The organism is Xanthomonas campestris pv. phormiicola (assembly GCA_025666215.1).
Taxonomy (GTDB): Bacteria; Pseudomonadota; Gammaproteobacteria; order Xanthomonadales; family Xanthomonadaceae; genus Xanthomonas_A; species Xanthomonas_A campestris_A.
In genome coordinates this window covers 600959-619218 of the sequence record CP102593.1, presented here as the reverse complement: position 1 = coordinate 619218, position 18260 = coordinate 600959, and the positions used below count along the sequence as shown (strand labels likewise).

Here is an 18260-nt window from a genome sequence, read left to right as displayed (position 1 = left end):
CTCCCATGTCCGCTGTCGTCCGACACGACTGGCAACGCCAGGAATTGCTCGCCCTGTTCGACCTGCCGTTCCCGCAGCTGCTGCATCGCGCCGCCGCGGTGCATCGCGACCACTTCGACCCGGCACAGGTGCAGGTCTCCACGCTGCTGTCGGTGAAGACCGGCGGTTGCCCGGAGGATTGCGCTTACTGCCCGCAGGCGCAGCGCTACGACACCGGGGTGGACGCGCAGAAGCTGATGAGCACCGAGGCGGTGCTGGAAAAGGCGCGCCAGGCCAAGGCCGCCGGCGCCTCGCGCTTCTGCATGGGCGCGGCGTGGCGCTCGCCCAAGGACCGCGACATCCCCAAGGTCGCCGCGATGATCCGCGAAGTGAAGGCGCTGGGCCTGGAGACCTGCGCCACCCTGGGCATGCTCGACGGCCGCCAGGCGCAGGCGCTGAAGGCGGCCGGGCTGGACTACTACAACCACAATCTGGACACCGCGCCGGACTTCTACGACACGATCATCCACACCCGCCAGTACCAGGACCGCCTGGACACGCTGGCCCACGTGCGCGATGCGGGCATGAAGACCTGTTGCGGCGGCATCGTCGGCATGGGCGAATCGCGCGAGCAGCGCGCCGGCCTGCTGCAGGCGCTGGCCAACCTGCCGGTGCATCCGGACTCGGTGCCGATCAACCGCCTGGTGCAGGTTGCCGGCACCCCGCTGCACGGCACCGTCGAGCTGGATCCGTTCGAGTTCGTGCGCACCATCGCCGTGGCCCGCATCGCGATGCCGCAGGCGATGGTGCGGCTGTCGGCCGGCCGCGAGAGCATGAGCGACGAGTTGCAGGCGCTGTGCTTCTGCGCCGGCGCCAACTCGATCTTCTACGGCGAGAAGCTGCTGACCACCGGCAACCCCGACACCGCGCGCGACCAGGCGCTGTTCGCGCGGCTGGGGCTGACGCCGATGCAGGTGCACGTCGATGCCGACGCGCACGACCATCCCGGCACCGTGCATGCGGACATCACCGCGCCGGCAGCGGCGCCGGCACGGCCGGCGATCGCCGCGGCACTGGTCTGACGCCGGCGCGCGCGTCCATCCGCCGATCCGGCCGTCCATCGCCGGCGGCGCCCGGCCCGGCCGGGGACGCGCTACGCTAGCCAGCCACCCCATGCCCCGCCGCCCATGGCCCGCCCCGATCTGCACGACCGCATCCAGTCCTTGCGCAAGCTACGCGAGGCGCAGGGCCGCATCCGCGTGCGCCGCAGCGTGGGCCGCCGCGACGGCGTGCGCCTGGAGCTGGACGGGCGCTGGCTGACCGGCTTCTGCAGCAACGACTACCTGGGCCTGGCGCAGCAGTTCGAAGTGCTCGCCGCGCTGCAGGACGCGGCCGCGCGCGAGGGCGTCGGCGCCACCGCCTCGCACCTGGTCTGCGGCCACCATGCGCTGCACGAGAACCTGGAGCGCGAGGTCGCCGACTGGCTCGGTTATCCGCGCGCGCTGCTGTTCGGCAGCGGCTTCCTCGCCAACCTGGCGGTGCAGCAGGCGCTGCTGAGCGAAGAAGAGGATGTGTGCGTGCAGGACCGGCTCAATCACGCCAGCCTGCTCGACGCCACCCGCCTGGCCGGCTGCCGCCTGCGCCGCTATCCGCACCTGGATACGGAAGGCGCGATGCGTCAGCTCAGGCACGCCGCCGACGGCGCGGCGATGCTGGCCACCGATGGCGTGTTCAGCATGGATGGCGACATCGCCCCGCTGCGCTCGCTGACCCTGGTGGCGCGCATGCAGCAGGCGCTGATGTACGTGGACGATGCGCACGGCATCGGCGTGGTCGGCCCGCATGGCCGCGGTTGCGTGGCCGAGGCCGGACTGGGCGTGGACGACGTGCCATTGCAGCTAGTGACCCTGGGCAAGGCGCTGGGCGGCTACGGCGCGCTGGTGGTCGGCGACGAGGCGCTGATCCGGCACCTGGCCGAAACCGCGCGGCCCTACCTGTACACCACCGCGCTGCCGCCGGCGCAGGCCGCCGCCTCGCTGGCTGCAGTCAAGCTGGCGCGGCGCGACCAGTGGCGGCGCGAGCGCCTGGCCGAGACGATCGCCGCGTTCCGCGGCGGCGCGCGCGGCCATGGCCTGGAACTGATGGCCTCGGACACGCCGATCCAGCCGCTGCTGTGCGGCGACGAAGCCAGCGCGCTGGCGCTGTCGGCGGCGCTGGAGCAGGCCGGCTTCCTGGTTTCGGCGATCCGCCCGCCGACCGTGCCGGAAGGCAAGTCGCGGCTGCGGGTGACGCTGTCGGCGCTGCACACGCCGGCGCAGGTGCAGAACCTGCTGGACGCGCTGGCGCTGGCGCGCGACCGCCTGGCCGCGCACCCGGTCGGCCTGCCGGCATGAGCGGGCCGATGTGAGCGGCCCGCGGTGAGCGACGGCGACCCCGCGGCGCGGCGCGAGGTCTGGGCCGCGCTGTCCGAGCTGTACCTGGACGACGATGTCGCCACGCGGCATGCGCACATCGCCGCCGTGCTCGCGGCCTCGCCGTACGCGCCGCAGACGCTGCGGCGCATGCTGCTGCACGACGTGCATCCGCGCCTGGCGCCGAACCTGTTGAGCGTGGCCGGGGTCTGGCAAGGCTTCGACGCCGCCTGGCTGAGCGTGGCGATCCAGCGCGGCGAAGGCGTGCAGCGCTGGCCGGCCTGGCGCACCCGCGCCTACCCGCGCGAACAATGGCGCTTGCTGTTGCCGCGGCTGCTGGCGTTGCGCGCGCAACGCTGAGCGCGGCGTTCCCCGGTTCTCTTTCCCATTCGGCACACGATCGACGATGCACATCGAAACCCTGGGGCACGGCCCCGATCTGGTCCTCATCCACGGTTGGGCGCTGCACGGCGGCATCTTCGCGCCGCTGGTCGAACGCCTGTCGGCGCAGTGCCGCATGCACCTGGTGGACCTGCCCGGGCATGGCCACAGCCGCGGTGACGACACCCCGCTGGCGCTGCCGCACGTGGTCAGCGCGATCGCCGCGGCGACGCCGCCGGCGGTGTGGCTGGGCTGGTCGCTGGGCGGGCTGTTCGCGCTGCATGCCGCGGCGACCCAGCCGCAGGTGCGCGGCCTGGCGATGCTCGCGGCGACGCCGCGGTTCGTGCGCGGCAGCGACTGGCCGCATGCGGTGGAACCGCAGGTGTTCGCCCAGTTCGGCCGCGACCTGGCCGAGGATTACCGCGGCACGCTGGACCGCTTCCTGGCGCTGGACACGCTGGGTTCGGCGCATGCGCGCGCCGAATTGCGCACCCTGCGCGAAACGCTGAGCGCGCGCGGCGAACCCGATGCGCAGGCGCTGCAGGCTGGGCTGGCGCTGCTCGAGCGCAGCGACCTGCGCCGCGCGCTGCCCGGCCTGCGCGTGCCCAGCCTGTGGATCAGCGGCCAGCGCGACCGGCTGGTCTCGGCCGCCGGCATGCACGACGCCGCGGCGCTGGCGCCGCAGGCGCAGACGCTGGACATCGCCGGCGGCGGCCATGCGCCGTTCCTCGGCCATGCCGATGAGGTCGCCGAGGCGTTGCGCGGGTTCCTTGCCGGGCTGGCATAGCGCGTTCCTGCGAGCAGGCTTCGGCCCTCGATGCGTGACCGGCAAAGCGTCGGGGCTGAAGCCCCTCCCACAGGAAACCTGCCCGCTCGGATCGCCAGTGCGGCCAGGTGCGCTGCTTCGGTCGTGCCGAGACAGAGCACCGGCTTCGCGGTCGGATCGACGCACCGCGCTGGCCGCCGCCACGCCGATGCCCGATCATCGCGGTTCCTTCGATCGATCGGAACGCAGACATGGATCTTGGTATCGCCGGCAAATGGGCGCTGGTCTGCGCCGCAAGCAAGGGCCTGGGCCTGGGATGCGCGCGGGCGCTGGCCGCCGAAGGCGTCAATGTGGTGATCGTGGCGCGCGGCCAGGCCCGGCTGGATGCGGCAGCCGCCGGCCTGCGCGCGCTGCCCGGTGCCGGCGAGGTGATCGCGGTCGCCGCCGACATCGCCACCGAGGCCGGCCGCAGCGCCGCACTGGCGGCGTGCCCGCAGGTCGACATCCTGGTCAACAACGCCGGCGGCCCGCCGCCCGGCGATTTCCGCGACTGGGAGCGCGAGGACTGGCTGCGCGCGCTGGACGCCAACATGCTGGCGCCGATCGCGCTGATCCGTGCCACCGTCGATGCGATGCAGGCGCGTGGCTTCGGCCGCATCGTCAACATCACCTCGGCGGCGGTGAAGGCGCCGATCGACAGCCTGGGCCTGTCCAACGGCGCGCGCGCCGGCCTGACCGGCTTCGTCGCCGGGCTGGCGCGGCGCACGGTCGCGCACAACGTCACCCTCAACAACCTGCTGCCCGGCCAGTTCGACACCGACCGGCTGCGCGGCAACTTCGCCCATGCCGCGCAGCGCAGCGGCACCGACGTGGACACCGTGGCGGCGCAGAAGCGCCAGCAGATCCCGGCCGGGCGCTTCGGCACGGCGGAGGAATTCGGCGCGGCCTGCGCGTTCCTGTGCAGCGCGCAGGCCGGCTACGTCAGCGGGCAGAACCTGTTGCTCGACGGCGGCGCGTATCCGGGGACGTTCTGAAGAGCTGGGATTGGGGATTGGGGATTGGGGATTCGGGATTGGGATGGGTGGCTGCGCGCGGTCGCTGCGGCGCGCGTCCTGGGGGGCGCTGCAGGCTGAAGCGCGGAAGAGTCGGGATTGGGGATTCGGGATTGGGATGGGTGGCTGCGCGCGGTCGCTCGGCGCGCGCCCTGGGGGCGCTGCAGACTGAAGCGCGGAAGAGCCGGGATTGGGGATTCGGGATTCGGGATTCGGGATTTGTATGGGTGGCTGTGCGCGGTCGCTGCGGCGCGCGTCAAGGAGTTCGTTGCAGACTGAAGCGCGGACGAGGTTGCGCGGGCGGCGCAGTGCGATGCGGCTGGCCGTCGCGTACGGCGGCCGGCGATAATGCGCCGATGGATCCTTCCTCGTTCGATGCCAACCACATCCGCCGTGCGTTCTCGCGCGCCGCGGCCAGCTACGATGCCGCCGCCGCCCTGCAGCACGAGGTCGAAAAGCGTCTGCTGGAATCGCTGGACTATCTCGGCGACCGCGTGCCGCAGGTGGTGCTGGACGTGGGCAGCGGCCCGGCGCATGCCGCCGCGACGATGAAGAAGCGCTGGCCGCGCGCGCAGGTGATCGCGCTCGACCAGGCGCTGCCGATGCTGCAGCAGGCCAAGCGCCAGGCCGGCTGGTGGAAGCCGTTCGGCCACGTCTGCGCCGACGCGCGCGCGTTGCCGCTGGCCGAGCACAGCGTCGATGTGATCTTCAGCAATCTGTGCCTGCAGTGGGTCGAGGACCTGCCGGCGGTGTTCGCCGGTTTCCGCCGCGTGCTCAAGCCCGGCGGCCTGCTGCTGTGCTCCAGCTTCGGCCCGGACACGCTGGTCGAACTGCGCGAGGCCTTCGCCCAGGCCGACCGCGAGGCGCCGCACGTGAGCCGCTTCGCGCCGATCGCGCAGTTCGGCGATGCGTTGATGCTGTCCGGCTTCCGCGACCCGGTGCTGGACCGCGACCTGTTCACCCTCACCTATCCCGACCTGGCCGCGCTGATGCGCGAACTGCGCGCGATCGGCGCGACCAACGCACTGCACGCGCGCCGCCACACGCTGACCGGGCGCGGCCGTTTCGCCGCCGCCAGCGCCGCCTATGAGCCGCTGCGCAACGCCGACGGCACGCTGCCGAGCAGTTGGGAAGTGATCTATGCGCACGCCTGGGCGCCGCCGCCGGGCGCGCCGATCCGCGAGGGCGGCAGCGAGATCGCCGCGGTGCCGGTGTCGGCGATCCCGATCCGCCGCCGCGGCGATTGAGCCAGCGCCCCCTCCTTGATCCAGGCGATGTCACTGTGGGAGCGACTTCAGTCGCGACGGGCTCTACCGGCAACGCCATGTCGCGACTGAAGTCGCTCCCACAACACTTCGCCGACCGCAAACAGTCCTGAGTCGAAGCCGCTTCGGCACAGGCAGCCTCCAGCCTGCCAGCGCCAAGGCATTCGCTTGAGGATCAGACCGACACCTGGTCGATCCAGTCCTGCAGGTTGTAGTAATTGCTGACCCGGGCGATCTTGCCGTCGCGGATGTCGAAGAACGCCCCGCCCGGCAGCACGTAGGTCTGCCCGCGCGCTGGCGGCAGGCCTTCGTCGGTGTGATGGTATTCGCCGTGCACCACGTACTCGGCAGCGGCGCGGCAGCCGTCCTGCCCGCCCAGCACCACGATGTCGCGCAGCTGTTCGCGGTAGCTGGCGTTCATCCGCTGCAGGAACGCGGCGAAGGTGTCCTTGCCGATCTCGCGCGCGCCCTGGTTGAGGTCATGCGCCACGTCGTCGGTCAGCTTGTCGAGCATCGCCGCCCAGTCGCCGCGGTTGAACGCGTCGTAATAGGACAGCACCAGTTCGATGGCGCGGTCCTGCTCGCGGGTTCCGTCGATCTTCATCGCCACCACCTCATGCCATGCGGGCGTCCATGATACGGCGGCCGGGCCCGCTCAGGCGCCCGGCACCAGCAGGTCGCGGTGGAAGAAGTAGACCTCCTGCAGCAGGAAGCGCCAGCGGGTCTGGAAGCTGCGGAAGCGGGTGCTCGGGGTCGAGGACGCCAGCGCGTCGATCTGCAGCTCGCGGCACAGGCGCAGCGCCCGCGCCATGTGCAGCGGATCGCTGACGACGATCGCCCGGTGCAGGCCGTGGCTGCGCATCAGCCCGCGCGCCTCGAGCAGGTTCTGGCGGGTGGTGCGCGAGACGGTCTCGATCAGGATCGCGTCGGCCGGCACGTCGTGGCGCAGCGCATAGCGGCGCGCCACCTGCGATTCGGCGAAACGCGCGCCGTTGCCGCCGAAGCCGCCGGTGAAGATCAGGGTCGGCGCATAGCCGCGCTGGTACAGGTCCAGGCCGTGGCGGATGCGTTCCTCGAACACCGGCGAGGGCTTGGCATCGTAGGCGGCCGCGCCGAGCACGATGATCGCGTCGGCCGGCGCCGCCTGGTCGCGGTCGCCGACCCAGACGATGTAGATCGCCACACCCAGCAGCCACAGGCCCAGCACCGCGCCCAGCCGAGCGAGCCAGCCGAGCCAGCCGCGTCGTCGCCGCACCTTCAAGCAGTCCCCCACGGCAAGGCGTCGAGGTCGACGTTGCCGCCGGACAGGATCAGCCCGACCCGGCGCCCGGCGAAGCGCTCCGGCTGCGCCAGCACCGCCGCCAGCGCGATCGCCGACGAGGGCTCCACCATCTGCTTGAGCACCTGCCACAGCAGCCGCATCGCCGCCACGGTCGCGGCGTCCTCGACCACGACCGCCTCGGCCTGGCCTTGCAGCAGCGCGAAGTTGGGCGCGCCGAGGGTGCCGCGCAGGCCGTCGCAGACGGTGTCCGGAACGCAGTCCACCCGCAACGCGCCGGCCGCCAGCGAGCGCGCGGTGTCGGCGGCGCCGGCCGGCTCGGCCAGCAGCAGGCGCGCCTGCGGCGCCAGCGCCGACAGCGCCAGGCGGCTGCCGGCGGCCAGGCCGCCGCCGCCGACCGGCACCACCAGCAGGTCGAGCGGGCCGCTGGCGCCGAGCAATTCCAGGGTCGCGGTGCCCTGGCCGGCAATCACCGCCGGATCGGTGTACGGATGCACCAGGGTCGCGCCGGTCTGCTGCTGCACCTGCGCGCACATCGCCTCGCGCGCGGCGATGCTGGCCGCGCAGCGCCACAGGGTGGCGCCGTGGCGGGCGATATTGGCCAGCTTGGCCGCCACCGCCCCTTCCGGCACCACCACGTGGCAGCCGATGCCGCGGGTCAGCGCGGCCTGCGCCAGCGCCGCGCCATGGTTGCCGGAGGAATGGGTGACCACGCCGCGCGCGGCCTGCGCCTGGCTCAGTGCCCACACCGCGTTGCAGGCGCCGCGGAACTTGAACGCGCCGCCGCGCTGCAGGTGCTCGGCCTTGAAGTGCAGGCTGGCGCCGGTCAACGCGTCCAGCGCCTGCGAGCGCAGGACCGGGGTGACCTGGGCGTGCGGCGCGATCCGCGCGGCCGCCGCCGTCACATCGGCGAAAACGGGCAGTGAAGATGAGAACATGCGCGAAAGGTTAACGTATCGCCTTACGCTCGCGGTGTCGCCAGCGGCCGGCGCAACGCAACCGTTGCGCGCGACTTAAGCGTTCAATCAACGACGAAGCGAGTTAAGGAGGCATTCAATGCAACACGCCGAACCTGTCGGTCAGCCTCAGGGAGAGGATTCGCCATGAACATGCGCCTGATCTTGGCCGCTGGACTGCTGGCCACGCTGGGTGGCTGCGCCACCTACGACTACGCCGACAATGGCGGCGGCTACTACCGCGGCGCGCCATCGGTCGAATACCGCTATCCGGACGGCTATTACGACGGCTACTACGCGCCCTACAGCGCCGTGCCGTACGGCTACGGCGCCGGCTATTACGGCTATGGCTACTACGGCTATGGCGGCCCGTACTACTACCGCGACTACTACGGTCCGCCGCGCCACCGTCCGCCGCCGCGCCCGCGGCCCGACGACAACGGCCGCCCGCCGGACCGCCCGCCGCCGGTCATCGGCGGTGGCGGCGGCCGGGTCAAGTCGCCGTGGCGCGACCTGGACCGGCTGCGCCGTCCGGATGCGGCCAACGCCGGTCCGCGCCCCCAATCGATGCAGCCGCGTCCGGCCAGCGCGCCCCGTCCCGCCGCCCAGCCGCGTCCGGCCGCGCCCCGGCCCGGCAATCTGGGTCGTAGCAATGGGACAAGGCGCACACTAGAGCCCTAAGAAAAGGCTTGATTTCACGCAGCCACAAGACGCACTCTACGTCGTACGGGGTGACCGCCTGCGTCGCTTTATGACCCGAAGCGATCGCCCCACCGTCTATGTCGATGTCCGACAGGGAAATCTGGATCCCCCCTGTTCCGGCCCTGTCGGGCGTCGGCGCCTAAAACGAAAAGCCCCGGTTCGCCGGGGCTTTTCGCGTTCCAGCCTTGCGCTCGCTGGCGTCGGCCCCGAAGCGCAGGCATAAAAAAAGGGCCGGCAGTCCCCCGACTACCGGCCCCCAGCTCCCCCAACGTGCGCGTGACTGGCCCCTGTTCCAATTCCAGTCGTACGCCCCTGACGCACTGCCACGTTGGGTGCAGTAGGGTTATCTGCAGAGGGCGTGCCAACTTTAGGGCCGAATCCGCAAACTGTGATGCAACCGCTAAAATTCCCGTTTTCCGGCGCCCGCGACCCTGCGCACGCCCCCATCCCGGTCCCCGCGACCGGGCGGACGAGTACCCCATGAGCGATTCCTTCTACCGCTACGACGTCATCGTGATCGGCGGCGGCCACGCCGGCACCGAGGCGGCGCTGGCCTCCGCGCGCGCCGGCGCGCGCACCCTGCTGCTGACCCACAACGTGGAGACGGTCGGCGCGATGAGCTGCAACCCGGCCATCGGCGGCATCGGCAAGGGCCATCTGGTCAAGGAGATCGATGCGCTGGGCGGGGCGATGGCGCATGCCGCCGACCTGGCCGGGATCCAGTGGCGCACGCTCAACGCCTCCAAGGGTCCGGCGGTGCGCGCCACCCGCTGCCAGGCCGACCGCAACCTGTATCGCGGCGCGATCCGGCGCCTGGTCGAGGCGCAGCCGAACCTGACCCTGTTCCAGGCCGCGGTGGACGCGCTGATCGTGGAAGGCGAGCGCGTGCGCGGCGCGGTCACCCAGACCGGCCTGCGCTTCGAGGCGGCGGCGGTGGTGCTGACCGCCGGCACCTTCCTGGCCGGCAAGATCCACATCGGCCAGACCCAGTACGCCGGCGGCCGCGCCGGCGACCCACCGGCCACCGCGCTGGCGCAGACCCTGCGCGACGGCCGCTTCGGCGTGGACCGGCTCAAGACCGGCACCCCGCCGCGCATCGACGGGCGCAGCCTGGACTACGCGGCGATGGAGGAGCAGCCCGGCGACGATCCGCTGCCGGTGATGTCGTTCATCGGCGAGCTCGCCCAGCATCCGCGCCAGGTCTCGTGCTGGATCACCCATACCACCGAGCGCACCCATGACCTCATCCGCGGCGCGCTGGACCGCTCGCCGCTGTACACCGGCCAGATCGAGGGCATCGGCCCGCGCTACTGCCCGTCGATCGAGGACAAGGTGGTGCGCTTCGCCGAGAAGGCCAGCCACCAGATCTTCGTCGAGCCCGAAGGCCTGGACGTGGCCGAGATCTATCCCAACGGCATCTCCACCTCGCTGCCGTTCGACGTGCAGCTGGCGCTGGTGCGCTCGATCCGCGGCTTCGAGCGCGCGCACATCACCCGCCCCGGCTACGCGATCGAATACGACTTCTTCGACCCGCGCGGGCTGAAGGCCTCGCTGGAGACCAAGGCGATGCCCGGGCTGTTCTTCGCCGGCCAGATCAACGGCACCACCGGCTACGAGGAAGCGGCCGCGCAGGGCCTGATCGCCGGGCTCAACGCCGCGCGCCAGGTGCGCGGGCTGGCGCCGTGGACGCCGCGCCGCGACCAGGCCTACATCGGCGTGCTGATCGACGACCTGATCACCCACGGCACCACCGAGCCGTACCGCATGTTCACCAGCCGCGCCGAATACCGGCTGCAGCTGCGCGAGGACAACGCCGATGCGCGCCTGACCGGCATCGGCCACGACCTGGGCCTGGTCGGCGAGGCGCGCTGGGCGCGCTTCCAGGCCAAGCAGGAGGCGGTGGCGCGGGAGAACGCGCGGCTGCGCGCGCTGTGGGCCACGCCCGGCAATGCGCTGGGCCGCGAGGTCGCCGCGACGCTGGGCGTGGCGGTCAGCCGCGAGACCACCGTGCTCGACCTGATCAAGCGCCCGGAACTGGACTACGCCGCGCTGATGCGGGTGCCGTCGCTGGGTCCGGGCGTGGACGACGCACAGGTCGCCGAGCAGGTCGAGATCGGCATCAAGTACGCCGGCTACCTGGACCGCCAGCGCGACGAGATCGCGCGCCAGCAGCGCCACGAGGACACGCCGATCGCCGAGGCCTTCGACTACGCGCAGGTGCGCGGGCTGTCGGCCGAGGTACAGCAGAAGCTGCAGCGCGTGCGCCCGCAGACCGTTGGCCAGGCGCAGCGCATCCCCGGCATGACCCCGGCGGCGATCTCGCTGCTGCTGGTGCACCTGGAGCGTGCGCGGCGCAGCCGGGTGGCGTGAGCGGCGACGCAGCGGCACCCTGTCCCGCCCCATCCCAGGACGGCAGACCATGGACATCCACCCGCTCGCGGCGGACAAGCGCGCCGCCGTGCTCGACGCCTTGCGCGACATCGAGCGCGACCACGCCGTGCGCATCCTGCTCGCCTGCGAATCCGGCAGCCGCGGCTGGGGCTTTTCCTCGCCCGACAGCGACTGCGATGCGCGCTTCGTCTATGTCCATCGGCCGGATTGGTATCTGACCGTCAACGAACGCACCGGACCGGGCGAGGCGCAGCGCGACGTCATCGAACTGCCGATCGCCGACGACCTGGACGTCAGCGGCTGGGATCTGCGCAAGGCGCTGCGGCTGGTGTCCAAATCCAACCCGACGCTGCTGGAATGGCTGCAGTCGCCGCTGGTCTATCGCCAGGACGCGGCCGCCAGCGCCGCGCTGCTGGAGAGGGCGCGCGCGTTCTATTCGGCGCTGGGCACCTGGTGGCACTACTTCAACATGGCCAGGAGCAACTACCGCGGCTATCTGCGCGGCGAGCGCATCCGCACCAAGAAGTACCTGTACGTGCTGCGCCCGGTGCTGGCCTGCCAGTGGATCGAACGCGGGCACGGGATGCCGCCGATGGCCTTCGAACTGCTGCTGCAGGCGCTGCTGCCGTCTGGCACGCTGCGCGCGGCGATCGACGCCTTGCTGGCGAAGAAGCGCATCGCCGCGGAAATCGAGGACGGGCCACGGGTGCCGGCGATCAGCGATTTCCTGGACGCCGAACTGGCGCGCATGGCTGCCGCCGCACCGCGCCTGGCGGCAGGCAGCGGCGATCCACGGGCGCTGGATGGGGTATTCCGGCAGCTGATCCGCGCCGACGCCTAGGCATCGCTGCGTCGCGAACCCGCGCTTCGCGCGAGCGACCTGGTACTGGTCACGGCAAGGATGAACGCCTTGCGCGACGACGGGATCTCGCGGTCGCTGGCACTGCCAGCTCGCTAGCCCCCTGCGGGAGCGACTTCAGTCGCGACGGGCGTTATCGAGAAGGCGCGTCGCGACTGAAGGGCACCTCTAATAACCCCAAAAAACTCGACTAAAACGCTCGCAAGTCATTGATGCGCATAGTGCGAAATTTTTAGAATCGAGGTTATTAGAGGTGCCCTGAAGTCGCTCCCACAAATGGCATCGGTTTGGGCTGGCTCGAATCTACGCCGACCACGCGCCACGCGGGTCGATGCGTCGCATCGGCCCTGCGCTCATCGATCTGCCGATGCGGGGCCTGCCGCGCCCGCATCCGCGCCGCCGCCGAGCGCCGTGTACAGCGCGACCCGGTTGCTGTCGTCCTGCAGCCGCAAGCCGATCAGGTCCTGCTGCGCGGCATACAGCGAACGCTGCGCATCCAGCACCTGCAGGTAGTCGTCCACGCCGGCGCGGTAGCGCGCCTCGGCCAGCGTGTGGCTGCGTCGCACCGCGTCCACCAACGCCTGTTGCGCGCTCAGCTGCGCCGCGAGGTGGTCGCGCTGCGCCAGCGCATCGGCGACGTCGCGGAAGGCGCTCTGGATGGCCTTCTCGTATTGCGCCACGGCGATGTTCTTGCCGATCTTCGATACGTCCAAGGAAGCCTTCAGCGCGCCGGCGTGGAAGATCGGCAGGGCGATGCTGGGCACGAACGACCAGGTCCGCGAGCCCGCCGCGAACAGCGTGGACAGCGCGTCGCTGCTGCGGCCGGTGGAGGCGGTCAGCGAGACGGTCGGGAAGAACGCCGCGCGCGCGGCGCCGATGTCGGCATTGGCCGCCTGCAGCGCATGCTCGGCGGCGAGCACGTCGGGGCGTTGCAGCAGCACCGCGGCATCCAGTCCTGCCGGCAGCGGGGCCAGGGCCACGCTGCGGTCGAACGCGTCGGACCCGGCGAGCAGCGCGGCGTCCACCGGCGCGCCGACCACCAGTTGCAGCGCATCGCGGGCCTGGGCGAGCTGGGTGGCATCGCGCGCCACATCGACGCGGGCCGCTTCCACGCTGCTCTGGATCTGCGCCAGGTCCAGCCCGGAGCCGATCCCGTTGTCGTGCTGGGCGCGGCTGCGCCTGAGCGTCTGCTCCTGGCTGTCCAGGGTCTGCTGCGCCAGGGCCAGCAGTTGCTGGTCGGCGCCGACCGCAAGCCAGTCGTCGGCGATCTCGCCGATCAGGCTCAGGCGCACGCTGCGTTGCGTCTCGGCACTGGCCAGCCAGGTTTCCAGGGCCTCGTCCTTGAGGCTGCGCACGCGCCCGAACAGGTCCAGTTCCCAGCTGCTGATGCCGACCTGCAGCGTGTCGCTGCTGCCGGTCTGCGCCTGCCCGCTGTCGCTGGCGCTGGCGCTGGTCCGCTGGCGGCTGCTGCTGGCATTGGCATCCAGCGAAGGCGCCAGCGCGGCGCGCTGGATCCGGTACTGCGCGCGCGCCTTGTCGATGTCGAGCATGGCCACGCGCAGGTCGCGATTGTTCTCCAACCCCAGCGCGATGACCTGGCGCAGGCGCGGATCGAGGAACACCTCGCGCCAGTCCGGCATCGCCAGCGCCGCGCCGGCACCGGGCGTGGCGCTGCCCGCGGCGTCGAACTGCGGCGGCACCGGCGGCGCCGGGCGCGCGTAGTGCGGGGCCATGCTGCACGCGGCCAGCGCCGCGCAGCACGTCGCGGCCAGCAGGCGGGACGACCCTGCGCTCATGGCGTGGCCTCCAGCGGCGGATGCTTGCTGCCGGGGAACACGCTGCGCACGATGACGTAGAACAAGGGCACGAAGAACAGGCCCAGGGTGATCGAGGCCAGCGTGCCGCCGGTCACGCCGGTGCCCAGCGAATGGCGCGCGGCCGAGCCGGCGCCGTGACTGAACACCAGCGGCAGCACACCGAGCAGGAACGCCAGCGAGGTCATCAGGATCGGCCGCAGGCGCATCTGCACCGCGTGCAGGGTGGCCGCCAGCAGGCTTTCGCCGCGCTGCTCCAGCTCGCGCGCGAACTCGACGATCAGGATGCCGTTCTTGGCCGCCAGGCCGACCGTGGTCAGCAGGCCGACCTGGAAGTACACGTCGTTCTGCAGGCCGCGCACGGTCATCAACAGCGCCGCGCCGAACACGCCCACCGGCACCGCCAGCATCACCGCGAACGGGATCGTCCAGCTTTCGTACAGCGCCACCAGGCACAGGAACACGAACAGCAGCGAGATCGCGTACAGCGCCGGCGCCTGGTTGGCCGACAGCTTCTCCTGGTAGGCCATGTCCGACCACGCATAGCCGAAGCCGTGCGGCAGCTGCTTGCTCAGTGCGGCCATCGCGTCCATCGCCGCGCCGGAGCTGACGCCAGGCACCGCCTGCCCGGTCAGTTCCATCGCCGACACGCCGTTGTAGCGCTCCAGCGCGGCCGGCGCGCTGGTCCAGTGCGAGGTGGTGAAGGCGGACATCGGCACCATGTCGCCGCTGGCGTTGCGCACCGTCCAGCGCTGCAGGTCCTGCGGCGCCATGCGCGCCTCGGCGTCGCCCTGCACGAACACCTTCTTGATCCGGCCCTTGTAGATGAAGTTGTTGACGAAGTCGCCGCCGAGCGCGCTGTTGAGCGTGGCGTTGATGTCGCCCGGGTCCACGCCCAGCGCCTGCGCCTTGTCGTCGTCGATCTTGACCGCATAGACCGGCGCGTCCTCCAGGCTGGCGTAGCGCACGTCGCGCAGCCTGGGATCGTGCCCGGCCAGGCGCAGCAGCTTGTCGCGCGCGTTCACCAGGGCGGCGTGGCCGGCGCCTTCGTAGTCCATCAGCTCGAAGGTGAAGCCGGAGGCGTCGCCGAGCCCGCTGATGGCCGGCGGCGAGGTCACGAACAGCTCCGCGTCGGGCACGTCGGCCAGGGCCTTGTTGAGATGCGCGGCGATGGTGTCGGCGTCGTCCTCGCGGTCGTCCCAGTCCTTGAGGCGGACGAAGGCCATGCCGACGTTCTGGCCGGCGCCGGTCACGCTGAAGCCGGCCGAGGACAGCACCGAGCGCACGCCCGGTTCATGCAGCGCGGCCCTGGTCAGGCGGTCGGTCACCGCCAGGGTCTGCTCCAGGGTGGCGCCGGCCGGCAGCTTGACCAGCACGTTGAGCATGCCCTCGTCCTCGTCGGGCAGGAACGCGCCGGGCAGGCGCCACAGCAGCACGCCGGTGACGCCCAGCAGCAGCGCGTAGGCGAGCAGGCCCAGCGCGCGCCGGCCCAGCAGCCGCTCGACCAGCGCACGGTAGCGCTCGGACAGAGCACGGAAGCGCGTGTTGAACCAGACGAAGAACCGGCCGAGGCGGCCATGCGAACCGATCGGTTCCTCGCCCTGGTGCAGCGGCTTGAGGATGGTCACGCACAGCGCCGGGGTCAGGGTCATCGCCACCAGCACCGACAGGATCATCGAGGCGGCGATGGTGATCGAGAACTGGCGGTAGATCACCCCGGTGACGCCGTTGAAGAAGGCCATCGGCACGAACACCGCGGTCAGCACCAGCACGATGCCGACCAGCGCGCCGCCGATCTGCTGCATCGAGCGCAGCGTCGCCTGCTTCGGCGGCAGCCCTTCCTGGCTCATGACCCGCTCCACGTTCTCCACCACCACGATGGCGTCGTCCACCAGCAGGCCGATCGCCAGCACCATCGCGAACATGGTCAGGGTGTTGATCGAGTAGCCGAACGCGGCCAGCACGCCGAAGGTGCCCATCAGCACCACCGGCACGGCGATGGTCGGGACCAGCGTGGCGCGCCAGTTCTGCAGGAACAGGTACATCACCGCCACCACCAGCAGCACCGCCTCGACCAGGGTGATGACCACTTCCTTGATCGAGGTGGTCACGAACGGGGTGGTGCTGAAGGCGATGTGGTAGGTGTAGCCGTGCGGCCAGTACTGCTTGAGCTCCTGCAGGCGCGCGTCGATCGCCCTGGACGTTTCCACCGCGTTGGCGTCGGCGTTCAATTCGATGCCCAGCGAGGCCGACGGCTTGCCGTTGAAGCGGGTGATGCTGTCGTAGGTTTCCGGGCCCAGGCCGATACTGGCCACGTCGGACAGGTGCACCGCCGCGCCGCCGGGACCGCTCTTGAGCACGATCGCGCCGAACTGCGCCGGCGTGTGCAGGCGGCTGCGCGTGGTCACGGTCGCATCCAGGCGTTGCCCGCGCGGCGCCGGCTGGCCGCCGATCTCGCCGGCCGACACGTCGGTGTTCTGCGCCTGCAGCGCGTTCTCCACGTCCGAGGGCATCAGCGCGTACTTGCGCAGCTTCTCCGGATCCAGCCAGATGCGCATGGCGTACTCCGAGCCCATCGGCTGGATGTTGCCCACGCCGCTGACCCGGCTGATCTGGTCGTCGATGTTCGATTCCATGTAGTTGGCGACATCGAAGTTGTCCATGCTGCCGTCGTCGGAGGTGAACGCCACCACCTCGAACAGCGAGCCGCTGGACTTGGTGATGACGATGCCGTTCTGCTGCACATCCTGCGGCAGCACCGACATCACCGACTGCAGCTGGTTCTGCACCTGCACCTGCGCGGTGTCGGCATTGGTGCCGGTCTCGAACACCAGGTTGACCTGCGCGCTGCCGTCCGAGGCGCTGGTCGAGGTCATGTACAGCAGGTGGTCCAGGCTCTGCTGCGACTGCTCGATCAGCTGGGTGACGGTGTTCTCCACGGTCTGCGCCGAGGCGCCAGTGTAGCTGGCGCGCACGGTGATGGTCGGCGGCGCCATCTGCGGATAGCGCTCGACCGGCAGCGCGTGGATGGCCAGCATGCCGACCAGGACGATCACGATGGCCATGACCCAGGCCACCACCGGGTGGTTGACGAAGAAACGCGACATGGCAGCTCCTCAGTCGGCCTGGGCGTCGCCCGGCACCGCGGGCGCGGCCTCGAGCTGGGCCGCGCTGACGACGTACGGCGTGGCGGGCTTGCCGATCTCGGCGCGGCTGCCGTTGACCACGATCAGCCGCTCGCCCGGCTTCAGCCCGGCCTGCACCACCCAGTCGTGGCCCACCGCGTCGCCAGTGCGGATCCGCCGCTCCACCACCCGGTTGTGCGCGTCGAGCAGCTTCACCAGCGGCTCGCCCTTGCTGTCGCGGGTCACCGCCTGCTGCGGCACCAGGATCGCGCTCGGGTCGCTGGCCAATGGCAGCAGCGCGCGCAGGTACAGGCCGGGCAGCAGCAGATGCTGCGGATTGGGGATGACCACGCGCAGGGTGACACCGCCGGTGCCGGGATCGACCGAGGTTCCGACGAACTGCAGGGTGCCGGGATGCGGATAGAAGGTGCCGTCCTCCAGCCGCACCCGCACCGAGATCCTGCCGTCGGCGGCCTTGATCTGGCCCGCGTCGAGCTGCTCGCGCAAGGCCAGCATCTGCATGCTGGACTGGCTCACGTCCAGGTAGATCGGGTCCAGCCGCTGGATCCTGGTCAGGGCCGCGTCCTGCTGCGCGGTCACCAGCGCGCCGGCGGTATAGGCCGAGGTGCCGATGGTGCCGGAGATCGGCGCCGTCACGCGGGTGTAGTCGAGATTGATCCGCGCCGCCTGCAAGGACGCCTGCGCCGCCACCACGTTGGCTTCGGCTTCCTTCAACGCGGCCAGCGCGTCGTCGGCATCCTGTTTGCTGGCCGCGTCCTGCTCGACCAGGGTGCGGTAGCGCTCGGCCTTGGGACGCGCCGCGATCACGGCGGCCTGGGCCTGGGCGAGCTGCCCGCGCGCCGTGTCGTAGGCGGCCTGGTACGGCGCCGGATCGATCTGGTACAGCACCTGCCCGGCCTGGACTTCCTGGCCCTCGGTGAACAGCCGTTGCCGCAGCAGACCGTTGACCTGCGGCCGCACGTCGGAGACTTCGTAGGCCACGGTGCGTCCCGGCAGCGTCTGCTCCACCGGCATGCTGTGCGGGGTCAGCGTGAGCGTGCCGACCTTGATCGGCGGCGGCGGTTGCGGCGTGGACGAACACCCCGCCGCCATCGCGAGCGCGACAACGGAACCACAGAGAACGAAACAACGAGGCGCGGCGAAAGCGTCGAGCATGAGCGTCAAATCGAGGGGGTGGGAAGATCGAAGCGCGCAACGCTACACGAAATGTATTCCCGCGATATATCCGCACGAAAACCGCAGTCAGCTGCCACTACAAC

Annotated in this window: 15 protein-coding genes; 9 read left to right on the top strand and 6 right to left on the bottom strand. The window is 70.9% G+C overall.

What is annotated here, in order from left to right:
• Window positions 1–5 precede the first annotated feature (5 nt).
• The 6 genes from bioB (at window position 6) to bioC (ending at window position 5836) form a co-directional block, all read left to right on the top strand.
• Entirely contained in the window at window positions 6–1061 is a 1056-nt protein-coding gene (gene bioB, locus NRY95_02550) for a biotin synthase BioB (GenBank protein UYC16881.1), read from the top strand.
• A gap of 105 nt (window positions 1062–1166) precedes the next feature.
• A complete protein-coding gene (gene bioF, locus NRY95_02545) occupies window positions 1167–2372 on the top strand; it encodes an 8-amino-7-oxononanoate synthase (protein ID UYC16880.1) in 1206 nt (401 codons plus the stop codon).
• Window positions 2373–2396: 24 nt separating this feature from the next.
• Window positions 2397–2750 (top strand): hypothetical protein, encoded by a 354-nt coding sequence (locus NRY95_02540; GenBank protein UYC16879.1) that lies wholly within the window; start codon window positions 2397–2399, stop codon window positions 2748–2750.
• Between the two features lie 46 nt (window positions 2751–2796).
• Window positions 2797–3558, top strand: a complete 762-nt coding sequence (gene bioH, locus NRY95_02535; GenBank protein UYC16878.1) for a pimeloyl-ACP methyl ester esterase BioH — start codon at window positions 2797–2799, stop codon at window positions 3556–3558.
• Window positions 3559–3788: 230 nt separating this feature from the next.
• Window positions 3789–4571: an SDR family oxidoreductase gene (locus tag NRY95_02530; GenBank protein UYC16877.1), complete on the top strand. Its 783-nt coding sequence runs from the start codon at window positions 3789–3791 to the stop codon at window positions 4569–4571.
• A gap of 374 nt (window positions 4572–4945) precedes the next feature.
• The gene (bioC, locus tag NRY95_02525) at window positions 4946–5836 is read left to right on the top strand and encodes a malonyl-ACP O-methyltransferase BioC (GenBank protein ID UYC16876.1); all 891 of its coding nucleotides are present in this window, start codon (window positions 4946–4948) and stop codon (window positions 5834–5836) included.
• A gap of 193 nt (window positions 5837–6029) precedes the next feature.
• Here the strand turns inward: bioC and NRY95_02520 are convergent, their stop codons facing one another.
• Genes NRY95_02520 through NRY95_02510 form a run of 3 tightly spaced genes read right to left on the bottom strand, consistent with a single transcriptional unit; the run spans window position 6030 to window position 8071 of the window.
• Window positions 6030–6458 carry a nuclear transport factor 2 family protein gene (locus NRY95_02520; GenBank protein UYC16875.1) on the bottom strand — a complete coding sequence of 143 codons (429 nt, stop codon included), beginning with the start codon at window positions 6456–6458 and terminating at the stop codon, window positions 6030–6032.
• 51 nt (window positions 6459–6509) lie between these two features.
• Window positions 6510–7109, bottom strand: a complete 600-nt coding sequence (locus NRY95_02515; protein ID UYC16874.1) for a YdcF family protein — start codon at window positions 7107–7109, stop codon at window positions 6510–6512.
• 2 nt (window positions 7110–7111) lie between these two features.
• Window positions 7112–8071 (bottom strand): pyridoxal-phosphate dependent enzyme, encoded by a 960-nt coding sequence (locus NRY95_02510; protein UYC16873.1) that lies wholly within the window; start codon window positions 8069–8071, stop codon window positions 7112–7114.
• Between the two features lie 165 nt (window positions 8072–8236).
• On the opposite strand from NRY95_02510, the gene NRY95_02505 reads away from it, so the two are divergent.
• The 3 genes from NRY95_02505 to NRY95_02495 all read left to right on the top strand — a co-directional run bounded on the left by NRY95_02505 (window position 8237) and on the right by NRY95_02495 (window position 12023).
• A complete protein-coding gene (locus NRY95_02505) occupies window positions 8237–8770 on the top strand; it encodes a hypothetical protein (protein ID UYC16872.1) in 534 nt (177 codons plus the stop codon).
• 501 nt (window positions 8771–9271) lie between these two features.
• Window positions 9272–11161, top strand: coding sequence for a tRNA uridine-5-carboxymethylaminomethyl(34) synthesis enzyme MnmG (gene mnmG / locus NRY95_02500; protein UYC16871.1), 1890 nt, complete (start codon window positions 9272–9274; stop codon window positions 11159–11161).
• 49 nt (window positions 11162–11210) lie between these two features.
• On the top strand, window positions 11211–12023 hold the full coding sequence (locus NRY95_02495) for a nucleotidyltransferase domain-containing protein (GenBank protein ID UYC16870.1): 813 nt from the start codon (window positions 11211–11213) through the stop codon (window positions 12021–12023).
• A 371-nt stretch (window positions 12024–12394) separates the two neighbouring features.
• On the opposite strand, the gene NRY95_02490 is transcribed toward NRY95_02495, so the two are convergent.
• The 3 genes from NRY95_02490 to NRY95_02480 are packed head-to-tail and all read right to left on the bottom strand — an operon-like array spanning window position 12395 to window position 18093.
• Window positions 12395–13837 carry an efflux transporter outer membrane subunit gene (locus NRY95_02490; GenBank protein UYC16869.1) on the bottom strand — a complete coding sequence of 481 codons (1443 nt, stop codon included), beginning with the start codon at window positions 13835–13837 and terminating at the stop codon, window positions 12395–12397.
• Window positions 13834–16962, bottom strand: coding sequence for a multidrug efflux RND transporter permease subunit (locus tag NRY95_02485; GenBank protein ID UYC16868.1), 3129 nt, complete (start codon window positions 16960–16962; stop codon window positions 13834–13836). The genes NRY95_02490 and NRY95_02485 overlap by 4 nt, the downstream gene beginning before the upstream one ends.
• 9 nt (window positions 16963–16971) lie before the next feature.
• Window positions 16972–18093 carry an efflux RND transporter periplasmic adaptor subunit gene (locus NRY95_02480; GenBank protein UYC18473.1) on the bottom strand — a complete coding sequence of 374 codons (1122 nt, stop codon included), beginning with the start codon at window positions 18091–18093 and terminating at the stop codon, window positions 16972–16974.
• Between the last annotated feature and the right edge of the window lie 167 nt (window positions 18094–18260).